This window comes from Vibrio sp. R11-SG3-ISO3-SZ (genome assembly GCF_059834345.1).
Map to the genome: position 1 here is coordinate 1 of NZ_JCBDGX010000077.1, position 25,203 is coordinate 25,203.

Genomic DNA, 25,203 nt, shown 5'->3' on the forward strand with positions numbered 1-25,203 from the left:
GTAACACCCAGCCAGACACTGCGCACAAGGTTGCTCAGGGTAAAGCTGACGTGACCGGCAAGCGCGCTATCAAACTTATCAAGCGCATCGGAGGCGTCAGAGTAAGCCGCATTCATCTCTTCCAGCACAAACGGATGGCAACGAATCGCCCCTTGGCCAAAGATGATCATGGAGCGGGTGAGGATGTTGGCCCCTTCTACCGTGATGGCAATCGGGGAGCCTTGGTAGCCGCGCGCGAGGAAGTTCTTCGGTCCAAGACAAATGCCCTTACCACCGACAATGTCCATCGCATCGATGATGCTTTGCTGACCGCGGTGGGTGCAGTGATACTTCACGATCGCTGAGATGACCGAGGGCTTTTCACCCAAATCAATCCCCGCGACAGTCAGGTTGCTCGCCGCGTCCATCACATACGCGTTACCACCTAGACGTGCTAATGGCTCTTCGACGCCTTCCATCTGGCCAATCGGTTGTTTAAATTGACGGCGAATACGCGCGTACGCACCAGTTGCCAAAGCCGCCGTCTTAATGCCACCGGTTGAGTTCGACGGTAAGGTGATCCCGCGACCCACAGACAAACATTCGACCAGCATGCGCCAACCTTGACCGGCCATTGATGGGCCACCAATGATGAAATCTAAAGGTACAAACAGATCATTGGCTCGTGTCGGGCCGTTTTGGAAAGGCACGTTGAGCGGGAAGTGGCGATTGCCTATTTCCACCCCTTTTAGGTGTGTGGGAATCAGCGCGCAGGTGATGCCGAGTTCTTCCGTCTCGCCGAGTAAGCCGTCTGGATCGCGCAATTTAAAGGCGAGGCCGAGAACGGTGGCGACTGGGGCGAGCGTGATGTAGCGCTTGTTCCAAGTTAGGCGCATGCCGAGGACTTCTTTGCCCTCCCATTCGCCTTTACAGACAATACCGAAGTCTGGAATGGATCCCGCGTCTGAGCCTGCTTCTGGGCTGGTCAGTGCAAAACAAGGGATCTCTTTACCTTCGGCTAAGCGTGGCAAATAGTAGTTTTTCTGTTCGTCGGTGCCGTAGTGTTGCAGCAGTTCGCCCGGGCCCAATGAGTTAGGCACGCCAACGGTAGAAGAGAGCACGCCAGAGACGCCAGTGAGCTTTTGCAATACCAGCGACTGAGCGTAGGCAGAGAACTCAAGCCCACCGTACTGCTTCTTGATGATCATTGCGAAGAACTTGTTGTCTTTTAGGTACTGCCAAACTTGCGGTGGTAGATCGGCCAACTCGTGGGTGACCTGATAGTCGTTCACCATCGCACACACTTCATTGACGGGGCCATCGAGGAAAGCTTGCTCCTCGGCACTTAACGTCGGCGCTTTAATGTCGTGCAGCTTGTTCCAGTCTGGTTTGCCTTTAAAAAGCTCTGCTTCCCACCAAACCGTACCGGCATCCAACGCCTCTTTTTCGGTTTGAGACATGGCGGGCAGCACTTTCTTAAAGAGAGAAAGGGCTTTTTTACTGATCAGAGACTGACGAATCGATGGAACGGCCAAAACCGCAGTGGCGGCGATGTACAGTATCCAACTCAACGATCCTGCGCTGCCCCAGATGGAGAGCACGACCATCGTCAGTGTTAACGCAAACAGTGAAAGGATTAAGGAGCTGCGGTGGTATAAGCAGGTCGCCAGTACCACCGTAAAGCCTAATATTGAGAGCAAGATGTCCATGTGTATTTCCTTCTTCGACGCCCCAAAATGTAGGGTTAAGGGTTATACGTCGTTTATCTTATAAGAGGTCTAACCAGTTAGAGTGTAAACAACTCATTAATGAAATGTAAAACCCAATCGTGCTTAAAAAGTGATCTAAGTAGAGTGAAAATTCTAAAATTGTCGGTCCGTGCTGAATTTGTGGGCGAAGTAGGGGGAGGAATTGGCATTAGTTGACGCGCAGCTATCGACACTCTGGATGGTTCGAGTAAACTCGTAAACAATGGTATTTAGCTTTGTGGCTAAATCACCCCATCGAAGATAACAATTAGAGAATTCCCTATGTACCACGATCTGATCAAAAGTGAATTAACTGAAGCGGCGAACGTCTTGAATGCCTTTTTAAGTGATGAGCACAACATTGCTCAAATTGAAGCCGCAGCGAAACTCATTGCCGATTCATTCAAGCAAGGGGGCAAAGTGCTCTCGTGCGGTAACGGCGGCTCACACTGCGATGCGATGCATTTCGCCGAAGAGCTCACTGGACGCTATCGTGAAAATCGTCCGGGTTACCCTGGGATTGCCATTTCAGATCCAAGCCACCTCTCTTGTGTTAGCAACGATTTTGGTTATGACTTTGTTTTCTCTCGTTATGTTGAAGCGGTCGGTTCGGCTGGGGATGTTCTGTTTGGCCTCTCTACCTCGGGCAACTCAGGGAACATTCTTAAGGCGATAGAAGCGGCAAAAGCGAAAGGCATGAAAACCATCGCTCTGACGGGTAAAGACGGCGGCAAAATGGCGGGGGTAGCGGATATCGAGATTCGTGTTCCTCATTTCGGCTACGCGGATCGCATTCAAGAGATCCACATCAAAATCATCCACATTGTGATCCAATTGATTGAAAAGGAGATGGCGTAATTACGCCATCACGTTGACAGGGAGTGGTTTGAAGCATGTGTGAATTGCTCGGTATGAGTGCCAACGTTCCGACCGATATTTGTTTCAGTTTCACTGGCTTAATGCAGCGTGGGGGCAAAACTGGCCCGCACAGTGATGGCTGGGGGATCACCTTCTATGAGGGGAAAGGTTTTCGTAATTTCAAAGACCCTAACCCTAGCTGTCAGTCGAAAATTGCCGAGTTAGTGCAAAACTATCCGATTAAGAGCCGTGCGGTCATCAGCCATATTCGCCAAGCCAACCGTGGTGGTGTGAATCTGGAAAATACCCATCCGTTTACCCGCGAGCTCTGGGGGCGTTACTGGACTTTTGCCCACAATGGCCAGTTGACGGACTACCAACAGATGGACACAGGTCGGCATCGGCCAGTGGGGCAAACCGACAGTGAGATGGCGTTTTGTTGGCTGCTCAAGCAGATGGAAGATCGTTACCCACAACCACCGCACGACATGGTGGGGGTATTTCGCTTTGTGGCCATGTGTTGTGACATGCTCAAAGAGAAAGGGGTCTTCAATATGTTGCTCTCTGACGGAGAGTATGTGATGACGTATTGCACCAATCATCTGTATTGGATCACGCGCCGCGCGCCTTTTGGGCAAGCGACATTGATTGATGAAGATGTGACCATCAACTTTCAAGAAGAGACGACGCCCAACGATATTGTCTCAGTGATTGCTACTCAACCGCTGACGGACAATGAAACCTGGCATCGGATGAAGCCGGGTGAGTTTGGTATTTTTCACTTTGGAGAGCTGATTGATGGCAATGCGGATGCGCTGGTAGATGTGGCTTATGCCGAGAAGAAGGTCGCCAGTCAAGCGCCGACAGAGCCTTTGGAGTAGCGTCGCCATTGAGCAAACATCCAAAATAGAAAAGGTTGACGCTTTCACGTCAACCTTTTTTGTTTGTATCGCTTAAGCGGTATTAGCTAAGTTGTGCCTTGAGGTGCTCAATCACGTCAGCGATAGCGACTGGCGTCTTCTCTCCCGAGCGGCGGTTCTTGTACTCGAAGTTGCCTTCTTTCATTGAACGGTCACCAATCACGATAGTGTGAGGAATACCGATCAGTTCCATATCAGAGAACATAACGCCTGGGCGCTCTTTACGGTCATCGAATAGGACTTCGATACCCATAGCCGTCAGTTCAGCGTACAGCTTCTCAGCTGCTTCTTTCACTTCTTCAGACTTGTGCATGTTCATTGGTACGATCGCTACTTGGAAAGGCGCTAGAGCGTCTGGCCAGATGATGCCGTATTTGTCGTGGTTTTGTTCAATCGCTGAAGCCACAACGCGTGACACACCGATACCGTAACAACCCATCTCCAGGATGACGTTCTTACCGTCAGGGCCCAGCACGCCACAGTTCATCGCTTGTGAGTAAACATTGCCAAGCTGGAAGATGTGACCCACTTCGATACCACGCTTAAGCATTAGGGTACCTTTTCCACATGGGCTTGGATCGCCTTCGACAACATTACGCAGATCTTCAACTTGGCCAAGCTCAACGTCACGACCCCAGTTGATACCGAAGTAGTGCTTGCCATCAACGTTCGCACCCGCACCGAAGTCGCTCATTACAGCAACAGTGCGGTCAACGATGAATGGCAACTCAAGACCCACAGGGCCGAGTGAGCCAGGACCTGCGCCGATCAGGGCGCGAATCTCTTCTTCGCTTGCCATCTCTAGAGGAGCTGCAACTTGAGGAAGGTTTTCTGCTTTCACTTCGTTTAGTTCGTGGTCGCCACGGATGATTAGCGCGATGATGTCTGCGTCTACTTCATCAGAGGCTTTTACGAAAAGCGTTTTCACTGTCTTCTCGATAGGTAGACCGTGTTGCTCTACAAGCTCTGCGATGGTTTTCGCGTTTGGCGTATCCACCAGCGTCATCTCTTGAGTTGGCTCAGCGCGCTCACCAGCAGGTGCGGCCGCTTCGGCTTTTTCGATGTTCGCTGCGTAATCAGACTCAGTCGAGAAGGCGATGAGGTCTTCACCACTTTCCGCAAGTACGTGGAACTCTTGAGAACCACTACCACCAATAGCGCCAGAGTCAGCCAGTACTGGGCGGTACTCAAGACCCATGCGATCGAAGGCTTTACAGTACGCATCGTGCATTGCTTGGTAAGATTTCTCTAGACCTTCTTTGTCGATGTCAAAGCTGTATGCGTCCATCATGCAGAATTCTCGTGCACGCATTACGCCAAAACGTGGGCGACGCTCATCGCGGAATTTGGTTTGGATTTGGTACAGGTTGAGCGGTAGTTGTTTGTAAGAGCTCACTTCGTTGCGCACTAGGCTAGTGATCACTTCTTCCGCGGTTGGGCTTAGAACAAACGGACGCGTATGGCGGTCAGTAAAGCGAAGGAGTTCAGGACCCATCTTCTCGCTGCGGCCTGTCTCTTCCCATAGTTCAAACGGCTGAACAACGGGCATCAAGGTTTCGACGGCGCCTGCATTGTCGATTTCTTGACGAACGATGTTTTCGACTTTACGCAGCACACGCAGACCAGTAGGCAGCCAGGTGTATAGACCTGAAGCCAGCTTACGGATCATACCTGCGCGGAGCATGAGCTGGTGGCTCACGACCTCTGCGTCGTTTGGAGTCTCCTTAAGAGTAGAAAGAAGATAGTTACTGGTACGCATTCAATTTATCCGTTTAGTAAAGTTAGATACTCAAGCCAACGGGCTGAAGTATGAAGATCCCACAAAGGGAAAATGGTTAGCCGCTTATAATATCAGCCAAAGAGTGTTGTCAAAAGCTTTCAATCGCAGTAACTGTTATTAAGTTATCGTGAACGGTGAACTTGACGTTCAGATCGAACAAATTTACCGCATATTCCTTGTCGTCGGGCTTATTCTTTTTGTAGGCCGGACGAGGGTCTTGCGCCAGTACTTGTTCGATAACGGTTTTGACATACTCCGCATCGTGGTGCTTGTTGAGCGAGGCTAGCGCAGTCGAGGAGAAGTGGACTTGAGAGGTTTCAGGCTCTGCTTCCGCGTAGCCTCCTTTGGCCTCAGCCACTGAATCTGAGTAGGGGATATAGGGCTTGATGTCGATAATCGGGGTGCCGTCGACCAAGTCAACGTTGCCCAGATCCAGATAGATCTGATCGCCTTGCCTGCTCACCCCTTTGACTTCGACCGCCGACATGCCGATACCGTTAGGTCTGAATGTCGAGCGCGAGGCAAACACACCAATGCGCTCATTGCCGCCCAAGCGAGGCGGACGCACAGTGGGCTTCCATCCCGCTTGCAGATTCTGATCAAACAAAAACAGCAACCACACGTGAGAAAACTGCTCTAATCCACGCACGGCTTCAGGGCTATTGGCCGCCCCTTGCAGTTTGACGCGTGATCGCGCAGCAGGGACCAAGCGAGGTTGACGAGGAACGGCGAATTTCTCTTTGTAAGGGCTTTCGATAATGCCAATCGGTTCTATGGAATACATGGCTAAGGTCTTCAGTACGGATTGATACGGCAAAGTATCACAAATTTTGCTTGCTTTTCTTATTGATAATGATTATTAATTGACATGTTATAACATAACAATTAATGGAGAATTAAGAGATGAAAGTCGTGAAATCATTAAAGAGTGCAAAAAGCCGTCATCCTGATTGCCAAATCGTTAAGCGAAGAGGGCGCTTATACGTGATCTGCAAAACCAATCCTCGCTTTAAGGCGGTGCAAAAGTAACAAATGATTGATGGTGTTTATTTTATTTGTGGTTTTTTATGTTGTTATTTATCGTTTAATTAGTGATATTTTTCATTGTAAGCTAATTTTTTTGGTTGTTTGTTCTACTGTTTGATACGTTTTGTAACATTTAGGATTTCTAATTGACCTTCTTGTCGAGTACTCTGCCCAAGCTTTTGTGACAGCCCTGTCACAAAAGCGTAGGAAAAACGACAAGGAGGGAACAGATGAGTTCATCTGCTTCAATGAAACAAAGCTCGCCGAAAAAGCCTATTTTTACCCGCTTTCTTGACTCGGTAGAGTATTTGGGGAACCTATTACCCCACCCAATCACACTATTTGCTATTTTCTGTCTCGCGATTCTCGTGCTATCTGGCGTTGCCGGGTACTTCGAAGTGTCAGTCATCGATCCTCGTCCTGAAGGGGCAAGCGGTCGTGCCGCAGATGGAATGATTCATGTGGTCAGCTTACTGAACGCTGAAGGCCTTCAACTGATCGTGACCAACCTGGTGAAGAACTTCGTTGGCTTTGCGCCGCTCGGGACGGTATTGGTCGCCATGTTAGGTGTTGCGATCGCTGAACACTCGGGTCTACTTTCTGCCGCGATGCGCGGTATGGTGATGGGCGCGTCTAAGCGCATGGTTACTGTGACCGTGGTTTTTGCTGGTATCATTTCTAACACCGCATCTGAGCTAGGCTATGTGGTTCTGATCCCACTGGCAGCGATGCTATTCCACTCTTTGGGTCGTCATCCCTTGGCGGGCTTGGCGGCGGCGTTTGCCGGTGTATCCGGTGGCTACTCGGCGAACTTGCTTATTGGTACGGTGGATCCACTGCTGTCTGGTATTACCGAGACCGCCGCTCAGATGATCGACCCAACTTACACCGTCGGTCCTGAGGTGAACTGGTACTTTATGTTCGTCTCCACCTTCTTTATCGCTATTACCGGTGCCTTCGTGACTGAGAAAATCGTTGAGCCAAAACTGGGTAAATACAATGACGAAGAAGCGGCGGAAGATCTGTCTCAAGACAAAATGGGTAGCCTGACGGCTATCGAAAAGAAAGGCTTGAAGTTGGCAGGTATTGCGATCCTAGTGGTATCGGCGCTGCTGGCTTGGACTATCGTTCCAGAAGATGGCGTATTGCGCTCAAGTACAGGTACTGTCGCGGGTTCTCCGTTCCTTAAGAGCATCGTGGCGTTTATCTTTGTCTTCTTCGCGATTCCTGGCTTTGTTTACGGCCGCGTAGTGGGCACGATGAACAATGACCGTGACGTGATTGATGCGATGTCTAAATCCATGTCTTCAATGGGCATGTACATTGTCTTAGTCTTCTTTGCTGCGCAGTTTGTTGCATTTTTCAAATGGACGAACTTTGGTCAAGTGTTTGCCGTAGCCGGTGCCGGTTTCTTGCAAAATATTGGTCTTACTGGCCCAATGCTGTTCTTCGCCTTTATCTTGATGTGCGGCTTCATCAACTTGATGATCGGTTCAGCGTCAGCGCAGTGGGCGGTCACCGCACCGATTTTCGTGCCTATGTTGATGCTGGTTGGCTACGCTCCAGAAACGATTCAAGCGGCTTACCGTATTGGTGACTCAACGACCAACATCATCACACCTATGATGAGTTACTTTGGTCTGATCCTCGCTGTGGCAACTCGCTACATGAAGAATCTCGGTATCGGTACTCTCATCGCGACGATGCTGCCGTACTCAATCTGCTTTATCGTTGGTTGGAGTATACTCTTCTACGTATGGGTGTTCATCCTTGGTCTACCTGTTGGTCCAGGCGCGGCGACCTACTACACGCCGTAGTCGATAGATTCACACTTTCCCTTAGCCGAAGCGTTTGCTTCGGCTTTTTTTTGCCTGCTCTTTACGTTTTTTGCTCTTTACGTTTTTTTACTTAGAAGTCTCTGGATTGATGGCTAGGGTGACCAGATAATAGACAGCATACTTTTAATAAGAGACCGTCATTATGAGCAATCCACATTCTAAACCCACCCTCTTTTTTCACTGGTTAACGGGCCTTGGTTTTATTGGCGTGTTAGGCCTTGGCTTGTATCTTGAGCAAATGGAGCGAAGCCCAGCCAAAGGCGAGTTAATGGGGATTCACAAATCCCTTGGCGTGATTATTTTGCTGATCGCTGTGTTGCGCGTGGCGTGGCGACTCAAAGAAGGGACGATTGAAAGCTCGGCGGTGTTGACCCGAGTTCAAGAGATTCTAGCCAAGTCGATTCATGGCATTTTGATGCTGGCGACACTACTGATGCCTATCTCAGGCATCGCCATGAGCGTCGGCGGCGGGCGAGCACTGGAGGTGTTTGGCGTCGAGATCCTTGCTGCAGGGGAAAAAATAGAGTGGCTGCAATCGCTCGGGGGGGGCGTACATGGGTTTGCCCCTAAGATCATTATTGCGGCCTTGGTGCTCCACATTGCCGCGGCGCTTAAGCATCAATGGGTCGATAAGGATGGTACTTTGAGTCGTATGTTGGGGCGTAAATAATCCACAATGACAGGCTGATGGGAATGCATTTCGATCAGAGAATACCAAGATAGAAGAAGGGTCGACATGAACGTCGACCCTTTTTGGTATTTACTGTGTTATTGAGCGTTTAGGTCAGATTACCAACCTTTAACGACACCACCTTGGAAGATGTCTGAGGCAGCGTTGTACACTTCGTCAGTTTGGTAAGCTTTTACGAAGTTTTGTACATTCTCTGCTGAGACGTTGTTTTCACGCGCAACGATAAGGTTCACGTATGGTGACTCTTTATCTTCAACAAACACACCGTCTTTCTCTGGCGTCAGGTTGATAGAGCTTGCGTAAGTGGTGTTGATGACAGACAGCGCAACATCATCAAGAGAGCGTGGCAGCTGGGCAGCGTCTAGCTCAAGAATTGAGATGTTTTTTGGATTTTCAACGATGTCGCGTACCGTTGCCAGTAGACCAACGCCTTCACGCAGTGTGATCAGACCTTGCTGCTCTAGTAGAATCAATGAGCGACCTAGGTTAGTTGGATCGTTAGGAACGGCGATACGTGCACCCTCTTCGATCTCTTCCACAGAGGTCACTTGCTTAGAGTAACCCGCGATTGGGTAAACGAAAGTGTTACCTGCGATAGCCAGCTTGTAACTACGGTCAGCAATTTGCTGATCTAGGTATGGTTTGTGCTGGAACGCGTTGATGTCGATTGAACCGTCATCCAAGGCTGCATTAGGAGTAACGTAATCCGTGAATGTCACCAACTCTACATCCAGACCGAACTGCTCTTTCGCCACTTTTGCTGCTACTTCAGCAACTTGTGCTTCTGCACCCGCCATCACGCCGACTTTGATTTTGCTGTTGTCCGCTTCTTTTTCGCCACAACCAGACAGAACCAATGCAGATGCCGCAGCGGCAATCGCCAAAAGACCTTTAAGATTAAATTTCATGACCTTCTCCTTGTGAAATTCTTAATGTTTATCTGTGATCCACTCGGCGTACAATCGCATCGCCGATAGATTGAATAATTTGAACCAGTACGATGAGCATCACCACTGTCACAGCCATGATGACTACATCGTAGCGGTGGAATCCGTAACGTATCGCGACATCACCTAGACCGCCGCCGCCCACTGTACCCGCCATTGCTGAGTAGCTCACCAATGTCACCAAAGTGATGGTGACGGAGTTGACGATGGTCGGCATCGCTTCAGGAAGCAATACTTTACTGATGATTTGCATTGGCGTCGCACCCATAGATTGCGCAGCCTCGACCAAACCGCTTGGTACTTCCAGTAGTGCGCCTTCAATCAGGCGAGCGACGAATGGAATCGCACCAATCGTGAGCGGCACGATGGCGGCGGTGGTACCGATAAAAGTGCCCACCAACAGTTTCGTCACAGGGATGATGGCAACCATCAACACCAAAAACGGCACGGAGCGACCAATATTGACGATTGCGCCCAACACACCATTGAGTTTGGTGTTTTCTAGTAGGCCACCTTTTTTGGTCGTGTGTAAGATAACGCCGAGAGGGATACCGACAGCAAAGCCCACGATACCCGCGACGGCGACCATGTAGAGGGTTTCCCACGTCGCGCCAATCAATAGCTTACTGTTAAGCTCGAGCCACTGTGAAATCGTGTTAAAGGACATAGCCAAGCACCTCTACCTTTACATTGTGTTCACGCAGAAATTCGATTGCTGCGTTGTCGTCTTGCTCATTACCAAATAGCTCGGCGACCATCATGCCGAATTTTACGCCACCGGCGTAATCTAAGTCTGAACTCAGAATGCTGACATCGATATTGAATTTACGCGCAATTTGGCTCATCAGCGGAGCATCGACGGTTGCGCCAGTGAATTCAAGGCGTACCAGAGGGTAGCTGCCTTCAACGCGGCTGCTTTGCAAGCGAGCCTCGTAATCTTCTGGGATCGACAAGTCGAGCGTAGAGCGAATAAATTGGTGCGCAAGCTCGGTTTTCGGATGAGCAAAAATATCACCAACCGTGCCTTTCTCCACCAATTCACCACCACCGATGATCGCCACTTGGTGACAAATGCTTTTGACCACGTCCATCTCGTGAGTGATCAAAAGCATAGTAATGTTCAGCTTGCGGTTGATCTCTTTTAACAGCTCAAGAATCGATTGAGTGGTCGCGGGATCGAGCGCGCTGGTCGCTTCATCACACAGCAGCACTTTAGGATCTGATGCGAGCGCACGAGCGATCGCAACGCGTTGTTTCTGACCACCACTGAGGTTTGACGGGTAGCTTTCATGCTTATCAGCAAGGCCGACCAGTTTGAGCAGTTCGGTTACCTTAGTGGTGATGGCGTTTTTGTCTTTGCCCGCCAGTTCAAGTGGCAGTGCGACATTATCAAACACAGTGCGGGATGAAAGCAGATTAAAGTGCTGGAAAATCATACCGATATTGCGGCGTGCTTGGCTCAGCTGTGATTTAGACAGTGTCGTCAAATCAACACCATCAACCTTGATTGAACCTGAGGTGGGCGCTTCCAACATGTTCACGCAGCGAATCAGTGTACTTTTCCCTGCTCCAGAAGAGCCAATAACACCGAAAATCGTTCCTTGAGGAACCGTAAGGTTAATGTCTTTCAGCGCATGGATTTCCTTGCTGCCCTGATAAAACACCTTGTTGACTTGATTAATTTCAATCATCAGTTAACCCGCTTGCAAATAACTTGGTGAGAAGTCGATTATTTTGAACTACCTCTCATTTGGTAGACGATGCTATGGGTTTGCAGGTTTAGTGTCAATAGATATTTTTACGGCTAGACGTCCAAACGCCTTTTTTCACTCTCTTGCGCGGAGATTGTTTCGTCATGAGATAGATAAGAAAGAAATAACGCGGGCAAATGGCCTTATTCACCGGCGCTAAAGCGATAGCGCTCGCCTTGCTGCAATTCGCTCGTTTTAAGGTATAATTCGAGCCAAACACAGCAGACAGAGACACATATTTTGGCAAAACCAGCAGTCTTTCTAGATAGAGATGGCGTCATCAACGTTGACCACGGTTACGTGCATGATGAGCATGATTTCGAGTTTATCGATGGCGTATTTGAGGCGACGAAGCAACTCAAGCAGATGGGCTACCTATTGGTGCTGGTGACCAATCAGTCGGGTATAGCCCGTGGCAAGTTTAGCGAAGATCGCTTCTTGTCGCTGACGCAATGGATGGATTGGAACTTTGTCGATCACGGTGTCGAGTTTGATGGCTTCTATTACTGTCCGCATCACCCTGATTATGGCGACGATCGGGATTGCGAATGTCGTAAGCCAAAGCCGGGGATGTTCCAGTCAGCGCAGCGCTTTCTCGATATCGATATGGCCAAATCGGTCATGGTCGGTGATAAGGCGCAAGATTTGATGGCGGCAGAGGCCGCGGGGGTAGGGCAGAAGATTTTGGTCCGCTCAGGCAAACCGGTGACCGAACAAGGTGAAGCGCTAGCAAGCGTGGTGCTTGATAGTCTTGCCGATGTGCCGCACTATCTAACAAATACCGTTAACTAACAAATACCGTTAACCAATAAAACCATTGATGGGCAACAAGCAGTCATGGGCACAAACACTCAAGGAGTCGAGTATGAACAAGCATTTAGCCTTGTGGGCAGTCGCGGGATTGATGTTGGGCTGCGCGCAAAGCGAGCAGGCGAGCGCGCCAGTAAAATTCCATACCTACCAGTGTGATGAGGGCAAGCAGTTTTCAGCCGCTTACCTTTCTGGTGAAGAGGCAGCACTGGTTAAAGTAGAGGGCAAATCGCTGCGTCTAACCCAGCTACCCTCAGGTTCGGGCAGCCGCTACGCGCTAATGGACGATGGTCAAGAAGTGACGCCGGCTGTCAATTTGGCCATCAAAGGCAACGAAGCGCGTTTGAACTATCAAGATCAGCGCTTTACCCAATGTGTCACTGATTAAATCCAAGTTACCGCACCTCAATAGCCAAGGCCTTCGCCTTGGCATGGCTTTTAATGACGTAGGAACATGAGCAAAAAACTCACCATTGTTGATATTGCCAAGCTGTCTGGCGTCGGAAAGTCGACCGTCTCACGCGTGCTGACCAATGACCCGAAAGTCAAACCGGAAACCCGCGCCAAAGTGGAGCGAGTGATTCAGGAGTCGGGTTATGTGCCGTCCAAATCGGCGCAATCGATGCGTGGTGGGCGACAAAAAGTCGTTGGGGTGATCATCTCTCGTCTTGACTCCCCTTCAGAAAACAGGGCAGTGAGCAGTATGCTTGCCGTTTTGTATCAACAAGGCTACGACGTGGTGATCATGGAGAGCCAGTTTGATCGCCAGATGACCAATGAACACTTAGAGGTGTTGAAAAGACGCAATGTGGATGGCGTTATCGTCTTTGGTTTTAGTGATTTGGACGTCGCGCGTCTAGCGCAGTGGCAGGCGCGCTGTGTGGTGATCGCGATGGAGACGGACGTTGTCTCTTCGATCAACTACGACAACCAAGGCGTCATCACGCACGCGCTCAATCACCTCCATCAACGTGCGTGCCGAAATATCGCGTTTATCGGCGTCGATCCCAGTGATAAAACCACAGGTAAACTGCGTTTGGACGCCTACTTGAGCTGGTGTAAGCACAACCAGATCGCTCCTTGCTATCAAACCGGTCAGCTCAGTCATGACAGTGCTTACGCGTTGGTGGATAAGGTGTTGTCAGAGCGCACCGACGCGATTGTGTGTGCCAGTGACACCTTAGCACTTGGCGTCATCAAGCGTTTGCAAGAGCTCGGTCGTGACTCTGTCAACGTGACAGGCGTAGGCGGCAGCGAGCTGCTCTCTTTCCTATTTCCGAATGTCTTTAGTATCGACCCTGGTTACGCTCAAGCGGGTGAAAAAGCGGCTAACGTATTGATCAATAAGATCAATGGTAGTTCTGATCAGGTTCACATTACTCAACAACCCATCCAAATTTAACTATCTGAATCCGTTGGCAATTTCTTATTTAGTGTGATCATTTTCAATTTATGGGACTGTTCCCATTTTAATGTCATGCGCTTTTTGGGATTATAATGTCGAATTAATGGGAATGTTCCCATTAATATAATAACAATCAAACAGAGTCAGTTTGAATGTCTGCAATCGCAGACTAATATCAATAGAATCCAATTAGGGTGGAAATGGAAATGAGTAAGATAGCCAAGCATGACGTCGAACGTCTGATTGAGCGAGTTGGTGGACGTGACAACATCGCCAGTGTAAGTCACTGTTTGACGCGGCTACGCTTTGTGTTAAACGACACCGGTAAAGCCGATGAAAAAGCCCTTGAAGCGTTGCCAATGGTAAAAGGTTGCTTCACCAATGCCGGGCAGTTTCAGGTGGTGATTGGCACGGAAGTCGATGAAGTCTACAAAGTGTTGATTGAGCTATCCGGTCAATCTGCTGCGTCGAAAGAGGAAGCCAAACTCGCGGCAAGACAGAACATGAACCTGCTTGAGCGTGGCATTTCCCATCTTGCGGAAATCTTTGTTCCGCTGCTGCCTGCGATCATCACCGGCGGTCTGATTTTAGGTTTCCGCAATGTGATTGGCGACATCCGGATGTTTGATGGCCAAACATTGACGCAAATTAGCCAGTTTTGGGCCACGGTGCATAGCTTCCTGTGGTTGATTGGCGAAGCGATTTTCTTCTTCCTACCGGTGGGTGTGTGTTGGTCAACGGTGAAAAAACTGGGTGGTACGCCGATTCTGGGCATCACGCTAGGGGTAACCTTAGTCTCACCTCAGCTCATGAACGCGTATTTGATCGGTAAGCAAGTGCCCGAAGCGTGGGATTTTGGCCTGTTTGTGATTGAAAAGGTCGGGTATCAAGCGCAGGTGATCCCCGCGATGTTGGCTGGTGTCGCCTTGGCGTTGATTGAGACCAACTTAAAGCGCATTGTACCCTCTTACCTCTACCTTGTTGTGGTGCCGTTTGTCTCCATTATTCTCTCTGTCGTGTTGGCGCACTCCCTGATTGGTCCATTTGGCCGCGTGTTGGGTAACGGTGTCGCGTTTGCTGCTAAGGCTGCCATGACCGGCGACTTTGCGGTGATTGGCTCGATGATATTCGGCTTCTTGTACGCGCCTTTGGTGATCACCGGTATCCACCACACCACCAATGCGGTTGACCTGCAACTGATGCAAGAATTAGGTGGCACACCGATTTGGCCGCTGATTGCACTATCGAATATCGCTCAAGCATCAGCGGTAGTGGGCATCATCCTGATCAGCAAAAAACACGGAGAGCGTGACATCTCTGTACCTGCTGCCATTTCTGCCTACCTAGGGGTGACTGAGCCTGCTATGTACGGCATCAACTTAAAGTACAAGTTCCCTATGCTAAGCGCGATGATTGGCAGTGCGGTCGCGGCGGCGATTTGTGGCAGTGCTGGCGTCATGGCGAACGGTATTGGGGTCGGCGGCTTGCCGGGTATTCTCTCTATCCAGCCCCAGTATTGGAGCGTTTACGCGATGGCGATGTTGGTGGCCATTGCTCTGCCTGCCATGCTGACACTCTTCTTCTATAAACGTGCGCAGTCTAAAGGCGAACTTGAGCCTGCGAACGCATAACGCTGACGGAGCGGCCTTGGCCGCTCCTTATTCTCAGCGCCCCTTCTTTGTTACTGAAATTTTAGGCGTGATATGACACGAACAACTCAAGAGGCCAATTGGTGGAAAACTGCCACCATTTATCAAATCTATCCAAAAAGTTTTTGTGATAGCGGGGCGAAAGGCACCGGTGATCTCCAAGGGATCATCGCTAAGCTGGATTACCTCAAACACCTTGGGGTTGACGCCATCTGGTTAACACCGGTTTACCAATCACCTATGGTCGATAATGGTTACGATATTTCTGACTACTACGCGATCAATCCCGAATTTGGCACCATGGCGGACTTTGATGCGTTGCTCGCCAAGGCCCATCAGCGTGGGATTCGAATCATCATGGATATTGTTGTGAACCACACGTCAACAGAGCATGCGTGGTTTCAATCTGCCTTTGGCGATAAACACAGCCCGTACCGAGACTACTATATCTGGAAAGATCCGGTTGACGGACAAGCGCCTAATAACTGGCAATCCAAATTTGGCGGCAGCGCATGGGAGTTAGATGAGCCAACAGGGCAGTATTACCTGCACCTCTTTGCTAAAGAGCAGGCGGATCTCAACTGGGAAAATCCGCAAGTGCGCGCTGAAGTGAAAGAGATCATCAGTTTTTGGGCCAAAAAAGGGGTCGATGGTTTCCGTTTGGATGTGATTAATTTGATTTCCAAGCAGCAAGACTTCCCCAATGATGAGTGTGGCGATGGCCGCCGTTTTTACACCGATGGCCCAAAAGTGCACATTTATCTACAAGAGATCAGCGACGCCGTCTTTAAGCAATATGGCAGTGTGACAGTGGGGGAGATGTCGTCCACCACACTGGAACATTGTCAGCAGTACTCGTCACTCGATGGCCGTGAGTTGTCGATGGTGTTTAATTTCCATCATCTCAAAGTGGACTACCCCAATGGTGAGAAGTGGAGTCATGCACCGTTTGATTTTCTCGCTCTAAAGCAAATATTCAACCACTGGCAAACCGGGCTGAATGGCCAAGGGTGGGGCGCGCTCTTTTGGTGTAATCATGATCAGCCGCGTATCGTGAGCCGCTTAGGCGACGATCGCCGCTATCGAGTCGAGTCGGCAAAGATGTTGGCGGCCTCCATCCATATGATGCAGGGCACCCCTTACATATACCAAGGGGAAGAGATTGGCATGACCAATCCCAACTATGACTCGATCTCTCAGTACCGAGATGTGGAGAGCATCAACATGTACGACATCATGGTCAACCAACAAGGACTGAGCGAGCAAGCCATGTTAGCCATCTTGGCGCAAAAATCGCGTGACAACTCTCGCACGCCAATGCAATGGAATGGTGAGCGTAATGCAGGATTTTCCAAGGGCCAACCTTGGCTCGATATCGCCAGCAACTACCAAGAAATTAACGCCGAGCAAGCTGTCGCCGACAAAAACTCTGTGTTCTACTTCTATCAACGCTTGATTCAACTGCGTAAAGCGATCGCGGTGATCACCGACGGGGATTACCTTGACCTCTATCCTACCCACACTTCCGTGTTTGGTTATCAACGCCGTAATGGCAATCAAACGCTGATTTGTCTGAACAACTACTATGGTGAAGAAACGCAGTGCGAGTTACCCGATGCATTCGAGCTCGACAAGGCGCGTTATCTTCTTGGCAATTATGCCGATCATTCAGCCGATTGCTCACAGCCCGTCACTCGTCATCAGGTATTAAGGCCATACGAAACGCGGATTATTCTCAGCGAAGTGTAGAGCGAGAGATAACCCAAACCGAGCGTTACCCCCGCTTTTTGCCCTGCTTGTCAGGGCATTTTTCTATCGGCTAAATGCGAAGTGAAAAAAAGAAGCGGTGTTTGGAAAGGAACGCGACAGTATAGGAACGAAGAAGTATAGGAGCGCAGAAGTATAGATGCAAAAAAGCCAGCTCAATGAGCTGGCTTTCGTCAATATGGTGGAGGGGGACGGATTCGAACCATCGAAGGCAGTGCCGGCAGATTTACAGTCTGCTCCCTTTGGCCACTCGGGAACCCCTCCAGGTATTTTTATCCTTAACTGATGATTTCCCAACTCATCAATCAAGCGTGCTCGTTAGAGCGAATATGGTGGAGGGGGACGGATTCGAACCATCGAAGGCAGTGCCGGCAGATTTACAGTCTGCTCCCTTTGGCCACTCGGGAACCCCTCCAGGGTGTTTTTATCCTTAACCGATGATTTCCCAACTCATCAATCAAGTGTGCTCGTTAGAGCGAATATGGTGGAGGGGGACGGATTCGAACCATCGAAGGCAGTGCCGGCAGATTTACAGTCTGCTCCCTTTGGCCACTCGGGAACCCCTCCAGGGGTTTTTTATCCTTAACCGATGATTTCCCAACTCATCAATCAAGCGTGCTCGTTAGAGCAAATATGGTGGAGGGGGACGGATTCGAACCATCGAAGGCAGTGCCGGCAGATTTACAGTCTGCTCCCTTTGGCCACTCGGGAACCCCTCCAGGAATTTTTATACTTAACGGATGATTTCCCAACCCATCAATCAAGTGCGGAGCGAATCATAGCAAACTCGCCCAAGCTGTAAAGCCTTTTCTTAGCATTTTGAACTGAATGGTGCCTTTTTGGGCAAAGACGGAATTTATTCACCATAAAGGACACAAAAGTCGCGCTTCTCTTACTGTTTATTTCTCACTCTTTACATTACTTGACGTTGTATCTACGTATAAAGCGCTAGAATAAGTTGGGTTTAATTGGACTGAACTATCATCATGAAAAAGAAAATTTTTGTAAGTCTGTTGTCATTATCGATGTTGGCCAACACATCCGTCGCGTTCGCGCGTGGTCCGAGTATCAGTGTGATCACTGAGCCTGTGGATATTCATCAAGTATCGCAATCTCTTTCTCTGGTCGGCAAACTGAAAGCGGATCAATCGGTCACTATCGCCTCAGAAGTGGCTGGCAAAGTGGACACCATTGCGGTGCTGGCGAATCAAGAAGTTCAGCAAGGGCAACTGCTTGTTAAGCTTGATGACGATAAAGCACGCGCAGCGGTGGTGGAAGCGCAGGCTTACCTCAAAGATGAGCAGCGTAAACTCAAAGAATTTGAGCGTTTGGTGTCACGTAACGCCATTACGCAAACCGAAATCGACGCGCAAAAAGCGAGCGTCGATATTGCCAAAGCGCGCCTCGACGCTGCCAATGCCAATCTGAATGACCTCCATATTAGTGCTCCTTTTTCCGGTACGGTTGGCTTTATTGATTTCAGTCGCGGCAAATTGGTCAGCGTTGGCTCAGAGCTGCTGACGCTCGACGACCTCACCGTGATGCAGTTAGACCTTCAAGTGCCAGAGCGCTATTTATCGCAGATTTCACGTGGTATGAAGGTCAAAGCGACCAACGCGGCATGGCAAGGTCGCGTGTTTGAAGGCGAGGTGATCGGTATCGATTCGCGCATCAATGCGGAAACCTTGAACCTGCGTGTACGTATTCACTTTGATAACCCAGACAACCTGCTCAAACCCGGCATGCTGGTTTCCGCAGAGATGGACTTTCCGCCGATTGAAGCGCCCATTATTCCAGTACAAGCGCTTGAATATTCCGGTACGAAGCGTTTTGTCTACGTCATCGATGAGCAGGGTAAGGCCACCCGAACCGAAGTTTTACTCGGCGCGCGCATTGGCAACCAAGTGGTGATTGAACAAGGACTCGACATCGGTGAGAAGATCGTGGTGCAGGGCATTGTTAACATGCGTGATGGCGTGACCGTGAGTGAGCTTGGGCCGGATGGTAAGCCGCTCAAAAGCCAGGTTGAGCGTGCAGCACAAGAAGGGGCGAACTGATGCTGTTATCCGATGTATCGGTTAAAAGACCGGTTGCCGCCATCGTACTGAGCTTGCTGCTGTGTGTGTTTGGCATTGTGTCGTTTAGCAAACTGGCGGTGCGTGAAATGCCTGACATCGAAAACCCTGTGGTGTCGATCAGCACTCGCTACAGTGGCGCGTCCGCCACCATCATTGAAAGCCAGATTACCTCAGTGTTGGAAGATCAGCTCTCGGGTATTAGCGGTATTGATGAGATCTCCTCGACCACGCGCAACGGGATGTCGCGCATTACTATTACGTTTGAGTTGGGGTATGACCTCAACACCGGGGTGAGTGATGTGCGTGATGCGGTGGCGCGCGCCCAGCGCTCTTTGCCGGACGAAGCCGACGATCCTGTGGTTTTTAAGAACAATGGTTCCGGTGAGGCGTCACTTTACATAAACCTAAGCTCGTCTGAGATGGATCGCACCCAGTTGACGGACTACGTTGAGCGGGTATTGCTCGACCGTTTCAGCTTGATCACAGGGGTGAGCTCGGTCGATATTTCCGGCGGCTTGTACAAAGTGATGTACGTTAAGCTCAAGCCAGAGCTTATGGCCGGACGCGGCGTAACGACGTCGGACATTACCTCGGCGCTGCGCAGTGAAAACATTGAAAGCCCCGGCGGCGAGGTACGTAACGATCAGATCGTCATGTCAGTGCGTACCGCGCGCAGCTACAATCAGGCCGAAGATTTTGAATACCTGGTGGTCAAACGCGCCAGCGACAATACGCCCATCTATCTAAAAGATGTCGCCGATGTCTTTATTGGTGCCGAGAATGAAAACTCGACTTTTAAAAGCGACGGTGTGGTTAACGTCAGCATGGGCATTGTGCCGCAGTCGGATGCGAACCCCTTAGATGTGGCGACTTTGGTCCACAAAGAGGTCGACAATATTCAGCAGTTTCTACCAGCAGGCACCCGTTTGGCGATTGACTACGATTCAACGGTCTTTATTGAACGTTCTATCTCCGAGGTTTACAACACGCTATTTATCACGGGTGGTTTGGTGATTTTAGTGTTGTACATCTTTATTGGCCAAGCGAGAGCGACCTTGATCCCGGCCGTCACTGTGCCCGTTTCACTGATTTCTTCGTTTATCGCTGCGTACTATTTTGGTTTTTCCATCAACTTGATCACGCTGATGGCGCTGATTTTGTCAATTGGCCTGGTGGTGGATGATGCCATAGTAGTGGTGGAAAACATCTTCCACCATATCGAGCAAGGTGAGAAGCCACTGCTTGCGGCGTATAAAGGCACGCGTGAGGTCGGCTTTGCGGTCATTGCCACCACCTTGGTATTGGTGATGGTGTTTTTGCCGATCTCCTTTATGGATGGCATGGTAGGGCTTCTGTTTACCGAGTTCTCCGTGTTGCTGGCGATGTCAGTGATCTTCTCGTCACTGGTGGCATTAACGCTGACTCCGGTGCTTGGCAGCCATCTCTTGAAAGCCAACGTCAAACCGAATCGTTTCAATCTGTTTGTTGATCGCATGTTTGCCCGCCTCGAATCGGCGTACCGTGCTCTGCTGCGTGGCGCATTGAAGTGGAAATGGGCCGCACCTCTGGTGATCATGGCTTGTATTGGCGGCAGTTGGGGCTTGATGCAACAAGTGCCCGCACAGCTCACCCCCTCAGAAGACCGCGGGGTCATTTTTGCTTTTGCGCGTGGCGCGGATGCGACCAGTTACAACCGCATGGCGGCGAACATGGACATCATCGAAAAGCGTTTGCTGCCTCTTCTTGGACAAGGCTTCTTGAAGTCGTTCAGTATTCAATCGCCTGCGTTTGGCGGCAATGCCGGTGACCAAACCGGTTTTGTTATCATGATTCTGGAAGATTGGAATGACCGTGACATCACCGCACAAGAGGCGCTGGGTGAGGTGCGTAAAGCCCTATCAGGAATCGCCGATGTGCGCGTATTCCCGTTTATGCCAGGTTTTAGAGGCGGCTCGAGCGAGCCGGTGCAATTTGTTCTAGGTGGCTCGGATTACTCTGAGCTAAAAACGTGGGCGGAAAAACTGGAAGCGATCGCTGAAGCGTCCCCGTATATGGAAGGGGCAGACATTAACTACTCTGAGCGTACACCAGAGTTGGTCGTCTCGGTTGACCGTCAACGCGCAGCAGAGCTTGGGATCAGCGTTCAGGATATCTCAGACACTCTTGAGATTATGCTGGGCGGCAAAAGCGAAACCACCTTTGTGGAACGCGGCGAAGAGTACGACGTCTATTTACGCGGTGATGAAAACAGCTTCAACAATGCCGCGGATTTGAGCCAAATCTACATGCGTACCTCGGGCGGTGAGCTAGTGACGCTCGATGCCTTGACTAAGATTGAAGAGGTGGCGTCATCCACACGCCTGTCTCACTACAACAAGCAAAAAGCAATCACCATCACTGCCAACCTCTCGGACGGCTACACCTTAGGTGAGGCGCTGGACTTTCTTGATCAGCAAGCGGTAGATCTGCTGCCTGGGGATATTTCGGTCAGCTACTCGGGTGAGTCAAAAGACTACAAAGAGAATCAGTCGAGCATATTGATGGTGTTCGGTTTGGCTTTGCTGGTGGCGTATCTGGTGTTGGCGGCGCAGTTTGAAAGCTTCATCAACCCGTTGGTTGTGATGTTTACCGTACCGATGGGCGTGTTTGGTGGCTTCCTTGGTCTGGTGATTATGGGCGAGGGGATGAACATCTACAGCCAGATTGGCATGATCATGTTGATAGGTATGGTGACCAAAAACGGCATTTTGATCGTCGAGTTCGCGAACCAGCTTCGAGACCGCGGGTTTGAATTTGAGCAAGCGATTGTTGATGCGTCGGCGCGTCGACTTCGCCCGATTATGATGACGGCGTTCACCACGCTAGCGGGCGCTATCCCATTGATACTCTCGACAGGCGCTGGCTATGAAAGTCGCGTTGCGGTCGGTACGGTGATCTTCTTTGGTATGGCGTTTGCCACCTTAGTGACCTTGTTTGTCATTCCGGCCATGTACCGATTGATCTCGGCCAACACGCGATCACCGGGCCATGTTGAAGCGGAGCTCAACAAAGAGCTCAGCCAAGACGTCACGGTGCGTAAAGCGCATTAATGATTCAGCCCGCACGTTCGCGGGCTGTTTTTTTAGCGGTATTTTTTAACGGTATTGAACGGTGTAGCGCGTCGGTTTGTGGTTCATGGCGAGCACGAGGTTGAGTAAAAAAGCGCCCAGAATCGACAAGCCAATAATGTAAGGCGTCACAAAGAAGAACGAAGCGACTAAAATCAGCACATCAATCGCCAACTGAGTTTTACCCACTGAGATGGCGAAACGATCTTGAATCCATAAACAGAGCACGTTGAAACCGCCAAGGCTTGAGCGGTGACGAAATAGGATCAGCATCCCGAGCCCCATCAGCAAGCCACCCGCCAGCGCACAGTAAATCTCATTAATGGTCTCCAGTTTTATCACTAAATAGAGGTGGTCAGCGAAAATGGAGACCAGAGCACCTGAAATGGCACTATTGACCGCAAACCGAGCGCCAAACCGCTGCCAAGCGAGCGCGTAAAATGGCAGGTTCATGGCAAAGTAGAGTGTACCGAATGACCAAGTGCTGAATTGGCTGACCAACAGAGCGAGACCTGTTGTACCGCCAGTGAGTAGCTGAGCGGATTGGAGAAAGAATACCCCTTGAGCGACAAGAAATGTCCCGGTGAGAATCGCGATCCAATCTTCTTTACGTGAGTGTTTTTCCATCAATTTGAAACTTTCATCGGAAATAATGGCGCGCATACTAGTGAAAAAATTAGGTTTTCGGTAGCTTGAGAAGGAAATTTAAGGTAAACCTATGTAATCACTGTTTTACGGGGTGTAAAGGAGAAAATTGACACTCATTGATCGACGTTAACTGGGTTGAGCATCGGTGGCTGAGATCTCTGTGTATTGTGCAAGCAGAGCAGGATTCAGACAAAGTGATTGATTGACGTTATGTCGCGTATGAGAATCTTCGTAAAACATTATGAAAAAACTGCATGAGAAAAAGTGTATTTTTCTCTTTATGACCCAGATCAAATTATGTAGAATGCGCGTCATTAACCCGATGCAAACGTTTGCGTCAGCGTAAAAACGTTATTCTCAGGGTCGTAAGTCGGTTTTTTTGCCAATTTAAGTCTTAATCTGAGTCAGGAGATACAGATGCTAAAGCGTGATATGAACATCGCAGATTACGATGCGGAACTGTTCGCAGCTATCCAAGAAGAAACTCTTCGCCAGGAAGAGCACATTGAACTGATTGCTTCAGAAAACTACACCAGCCCGCGTGTAATGGAAGCTCAGGGCTCTCAGCTCACCAACAAATATGCAGAAGGCTACCCAGGCAAGCGTTACTACGGTGGTTGTGAGTACGTCGATAAAGCAGAAGCGCTAGCGATTGATCGTGCTTGTCAGCTATTTGGTTGTGAGTACGCGAACGTACAGCCTCACTCAGGTTCACAAGCCAACAGTGCTGTTTACATGGCGCTACTTAACCCAGGCGATACGGTCTTGGGCATGAGCTTGGCACACGGTGGTCACCTAACGCACGGTTCTCCTGTTAACTTCTCTGGTAAGCACTACAACGTCATTCCTTACGGCATTGATGAAGCGGGCCAAATCAACTACGACGAAATGGAAGCGCTAGCACTTGAGCACAAGCCTAAGATGATCATTGGCGGTTTCTCTGCGTACTCTCAAATCGTTGATTGGAAACGCATGCGTGACATCGCAGACAAAGTGGACGCGTACCTATTTGTCGACATGGCGCACGTAGCGGGTCTGATTGCCGCGGGCGAATACCCAACGCCAGTGCCTCACGCGCACGTTGTGACGACCACGACACACAAAACCCTAGCGGGTCCACGCGGTGGCCTTATCCTTTCTAACGCTGGCGAGGAGATGTACAAGAAGCTGAATTCAGCGGTCTTCCCTGGTGGTCAAGGTGGTCCTCTAATGCACGTTATCGCGGGTAAAGCGGTGGCGTTTAAAGAAGCGATGGAGCCTGAATTTAAAGCGTACCAAGGTCGCGTGGTGAAAAATGCCAAAGCGATGGTGGCTCAGTTCCAAGAGCGCGGTTACAAAATCGTGTCTAACGGTACAGAGAACCACCTGTTCTTGGTCGACTTGATTGACAAAGACATCACAGGTAAAGATGCGGATGCGGCACTAGGCGCAGCCAACATCACCGTCAACAAAAACTCAGTTCCGAATGACCCTCGCAGCCCGTTTGTGACCTCGGGTATTCGTGTGGGTACACCAGCGATCACTCGCCGCGGTTTCAGTGAAGAAGATGCGAAAGCGCTCGCGAACTGGATGTGTGACGTACTGGATAACATCGGTAACGAAGAAGTGATTGAAGCGACGAAAGCGAAGGTGCTAGAGATCTGTAAGCGTCTACCTGTTTACGCGTAATCTCACCGTTCGATATCGAGCCTGTTTTGCTGAGCGACGGCTGAGCGAAACAAAGAAAAACGCCCTTTATGTAAATACATAAAGGGCGTTTTTGCGTTTAGGGATTATTTAGAGATGCTGAGCAGGGTGCCAGATTTACACTTGAAGGAGTAATACTTGCTGCTTTCGCTGAACTTGCCGAGCCCTTCACCGTCGCAGTAATCAATGTTGATGTCGCGCATGGTTTCCAGCGTGTTCTCGCTGTCTAGCGCAAATTTAGACCCGTCGGAACAAATAATACGTACACGGCCGTCATCGCTGACTGAATAGAGATCGACTTCGGTATTGCACAGCTCAAAGGAGGCTTCACGAAAGTTGTCTTGTTTGGTATTGGAGGCGCAGCCAGAGGTGATTGTGACAACGGCAATCGCGGCCATGCTAAGTGCAGTTAGTTTCATCGTGTTCCCTTTGATTCATAATCTTTTCATTAGCTTAGAGAATCTCTCTTAGGCATTCAAGCTTTGGGGTGATTATTTGAGGCAATAAGTTGGACT

General features: G+C 49.9%; 21 protein-coding genes and 4 tRNA genes. 13 read left to right on the forward strand and 12 right to left on the reverse strand.

Annotated features, from left to right (window positions below; genetic code table 11):
* On the reverse strand, positions 1 to 1,688 hold a 1,688-nt coding region (locus tag AC6R1O_RS09635), incomplete at its 3' end, for an acyl-CoA dehydrogenase (RefSeq protein ID WP_500656930.1).
* A 321-nt stretch (positions 1,689 to 2,009) separates the two neighbouring features.
* Between AC6R1O_RS09635 and lpcA the strand changes: the two genes are divergently transcribed.
* Together lpcA and AC6R1O_RS09645 are read left to right on the forward strand one after the other, a co-directional pair.
* Complete coding sequence (gene lpcA, locus AC6R1O_RS09640) at positions 2,010 to 2,585, forward strand: D-sedoheptulose 7-phosphate isomerase (RefSeq protein WP_334554503.1); 576 nt, start codon at positions 2,010 to 2,012, stop codon at positions 2,583 to 2,585.
* 35 nt (positions 2,586 to 2,620) lie between these two features.
* Complete coding sequence (locus AC6R1O_RS09645) at positions 2,621 to 3,466, forward strand: class II glutamine amidotransferase (protein WP_500626565.1); 846 nt, start codon at positions 2,621 to 2,623, stop codon at positions 3,464 to 3,466.
* Positions 3,467 to 3,548: 82 nt separating this feature from the next.
* Here the strand turns inward: AC6R1O_RS09645 and AC6R1O_RS09650 are convergent, their stop codons facing one another.
* Positions 3,549 to 5,264, reverse strand: coding sequence for a proline--tRNA ligase (locus tag AC6R1O_RS09650; RefSeq protein ID WP_500631717.1), 1,716 nt, complete (start codon positions 5,262 to 5,264; stop codon positions 3,549 to 3,551).
* Positions 5,265 to 5,373: 109 nt separating this feature from the next.
* On the reverse strand, positions 5,374 to 6,069 hold the full coding sequence (tsaA, locus tag AC6R1O_RS09655) for a tRNA (N6-threonylcarbamoyladenosine(37)-N6)-methyltransferase TrmO (RefSeq protein WP_500631716.1): 696 nt from the start codon (positions 6,067 to 6,069) through the stop codon (positions 5,374 to 5,376).
* 119 nt (positions 6,070 to 6,188) lie between these two features.
* Here tsaA and ykgO point away from each other — a divergent pair, with 119 nt between their 5' ends.
* From ykgO to AC6R1O_RS09670, 3 genes are all read left to right on the forward strand, one after another.
* Complete coding sequence (gene ykgO / locus AC6R1O_RS09660; RefSeq protein ID WP_005380299.1) at positions 6,189 to 6,314, forward strand: type B 50S ribosomal protein L36; 126 nt, start codon at positions 6,189 to 6,191, stop codon at positions 6,312 to 6,314.
* Between the two features lie 227 nt (positions 6,315 to 6,541).
* A complete protein-coding gene (locus tag AC6R1O_RS09665) occupies positions 6,542 to 8,128 on the forward strand; it encodes an AbgT family transporter (RefSeq protein WP_500631715.1) in 1,587 nt (528 codons plus the stop codon).
* A 163-nt stretch (positions 8,129 to 8,291) separates the two neighbouring features.
* Positions 8,292 to 8,819, forward strand: coding sequence for a cytochrome b (locus tag AC6R1O_RS09670; RefSeq protein WP_500656931.1), 528 nt, complete (start codon positions 8,292 to 8,294; stop codon positions 8,817 to 8,819).
* Between the two features lie 119 nt (positions 8,820 to 8,938).
* On the opposite strand, the gene AC6R1O_RS09675 is transcribed toward AC6R1O_RS09670, so the two are convergent.
* From AC6R1O_RS09675 to metN, 3 genes are read right to left on the reverse strand one after another with little or no spacing between them, the layout of a single operon-like run.
* Positions 8,939 to 9,748 (reverse strand): MetQ/NlpA family lipoprotein, encoded by an 810-nt coding sequence (locus AC6R1O_RS09675; RefSeq protein WP_487901256.1) that lies wholly within the window; start codon positions 9,746 to 9,748, stop codon positions 8,939 to 8,941.
* 28 nt (positions 9,749 to 9,776) lie between these two features.
* Positions 9,777 to 10,454 (reverse strand): methionine ABC transporter permease, encoded by a 678-nt coding sequence (locus AC6R1O_RS09680; protein WP_334554517.1) that lies wholly within the window; start codon positions 10,452 to 10,454, stop codon positions 9,777 to 9,779.
* Entirely contained in the window at positions 10,444 to 11,478 is a 1,035-nt protein-coding gene (gene metN / locus AC6R1O_RS09685; protein ID WP_334554519.1) for a methionine ABC transporter ATP-binding protein MetN, read from the reverse strand. The genes AC6R1O_RS09680 and metN overlap by 11 nt, the downstream gene beginning before the upstream one ends.
* Positions 11,479 to 11,778: 300 nt before the next feature.
* Here metN and gmhB point away from each other — a divergent pair, with 300 nt between their 5' ends.
* The 5 genes from gmhB to treC all read left to right on the forward strand — a co-directional run bounded on the left by gmhB (position 11,779) and on the right by treC (position 17,151).
* On the forward strand, positions 11,779 to 12,330 hold the full coding sequence (gene gmhB / locus AC6R1O_RS09690; protein WP_500626569.1) for a D-glycero-beta-D-manno-heptose 1,7-bisphosphate 7-phosphatase: 552 nt from the start codon (positions 11,779 to 11,781) through the stop codon (positions 12,328 to 12,330).
* Positions 12,331 to 12,403: 73 nt separating this feature from the next.
* On the forward strand, positions 12,404 to 12,736 hold the full coding sequence (locus AC6R1O_RS09695; RefSeq protein WP_334554523.1) for an MliC family protein: 333 nt from the start codon (positions 12,404 to 12,406) through the stop codon (positions 12,734 to 12,736).
* 66 nt (positions 12,737 to 12,802) lie between these two features.
* On the forward strand, positions 12,803 to 13,750 hold the full coding sequence (gene treR / locus AC6R1O_RS09700) for a trehalose operon repressor TreR (protein WP_500631713.1): 948 nt from the start codon (positions 12,803 to 12,805) through the stop codon (positions 13,748 to 13,750).
* A 209-nt stretch (positions 13,751 to 13,959) separates the two neighbouring features.
* Positions 13,960 to 15,384 carry a PTS trehalose transporter subunit IIBC gene (gene treB, locus AC6R1O_RS09705; RefSeq protein WP_500631712.1) on the forward strand — a complete coding sequence of 475 codons (1,425 nt, stop codon included), beginning with the start codon at positions 13,960 to 13,962 and terminating at the stop codon, positions 15,382 to 15,384.
* A gap of 72 nt (positions 15,385 to 15,456) precedes the next feature.
* Positions 15,457 to 17,151 (forward strand): alpha,alpha-phosphotrehalase, encoded by a 1,695-nt coding sequence (gene treC, locus AC6R1O_RS09710; RefSeq protein ID WP_500653631.1) that lies wholly within the window; start codon positions 15,457 to 15,459, stop codon positions 17,149 to 17,151.
* A 197-nt stretch (positions 17,152 to 17,348) separates the two neighbouring features.
* Here the strand turns inward: treC and AC6R1O_RS09715 are convergent.
* The 4 genes from AC6R1O_RS09715 to AC6R1O_RS09730 all read right to left on the reverse strand — a co-directional run bounded on the left by AC6R1O_RS09715 (position 17,349) and on the right by AC6R1O_RS09730 (position 17,888).
* Positions 17,349 to 17,433 (reverse strand) — tRNA-Tyr (locus AC6R1O_RS09715).
* A 66-nt stretch (positions 17,434 to 17,499) separates the two neighbouring features.
* A tRNA-Tyr gene (locus AC6R1O_RS09720) sits at positions 17,500 to 17,584 on the reverse strand.
* A gap of 67 nt (positions 17,585 to 17,651) precedes the next feature.
* Positions 17,652 to 17,736: transfer RNA gene (locus tag AC6R1O_RS09725), tRNA-Tyr, on the reverse strand.
* A 67-nt stretch (positions 17,737 to 17,803) separates the two neighbouring features.
* Positions 17,804 to 17,888, reverse strand: a tRNA-Tyr gene (locus tag AC6R1O_RS09730).
* Between the two features lie 267 nt (positions 17,889 to 18,155).
* Here AC6R1O_RS09730 and AC6R1O_RS09735 point away from each other — a divergent pair.
* Complete coding sequence (locus tag AC6R1O_RS09735) at positions 18,156 to 19,226, forward strand: efflux RND transporter periplasmic adaptor subunit (protein ID WP_500630696.1); 1,071 nt, start codon at positions 18,156 to 18,158, stop codon at positions 19,224 to 19,226.
* A complete protein-coding gene (gene vexH / locus AC6R1O_RS09740) occupies positions 19,226 to 22,336 on the forward strand; it encodes a vibriobactin export RND transporter permease subunit VexH (RefSeq protein WP_500630695.1) in 3,111 nt (1,036 codons plus the stop codon). The genes AC6R1O_RS09735 and vexH overlap by 1 nt, the downstream gene beginning before the upstream one ends.
* A gap of 45 nt (positions 22,337 to 22,381) precedes the next feature.
* Here the strand turns inward: vexH and AC6R1O_RS09745 are convergent, their stop codons facing one another.
* Positions 22,382 to 22,981 (reverse strand): DUF6198 family protein, encoded by a 600-nt coding sequence (locus AC6R1O_RS09745; RefSeq protein ID WP_487903187.1) that lies wholly within the window; start codon positions 22,979 to 22,981, stop codon positions 22,382 to 22,384.
* 438 nt (positions 22,982 to 23,419) lie between these two features.
* On the opposite strand from AC6R1O_RS09745, the gene glyA reads away from it, so the two are divergent.
* Positions 23,420 to 24,670, forward strand: coding sequence for a serine hydroxymethyltransferase (gene glyA / locus AC6R1O_RS09750; RefSeq protein WP_487903188.1), 1,251 nt, complete (start codon positions 23,420 to 23,422; stop codon positions 24,668 to 24,670).
* A 104-nt stretch (positions 24,671 to 24,774) separates the two neighbouring features.
* Here the strand turns inward: glyA and AC6R1O_RS09755 are convergent, their stop codons facing one another.
* Complete coding sequence (locus AC6R1O_RS09755; RefSeq protein WP_487903210.1) at positions 24,775 to 25,086, reverse strand: hypothetical protein; 312 nt, start codon at positions 25,084 to 25,086, stop codon at positions 24,775 to 24,777.
* Positions 25,087 to 25,203: the final 117 nt, after the last annotated feature.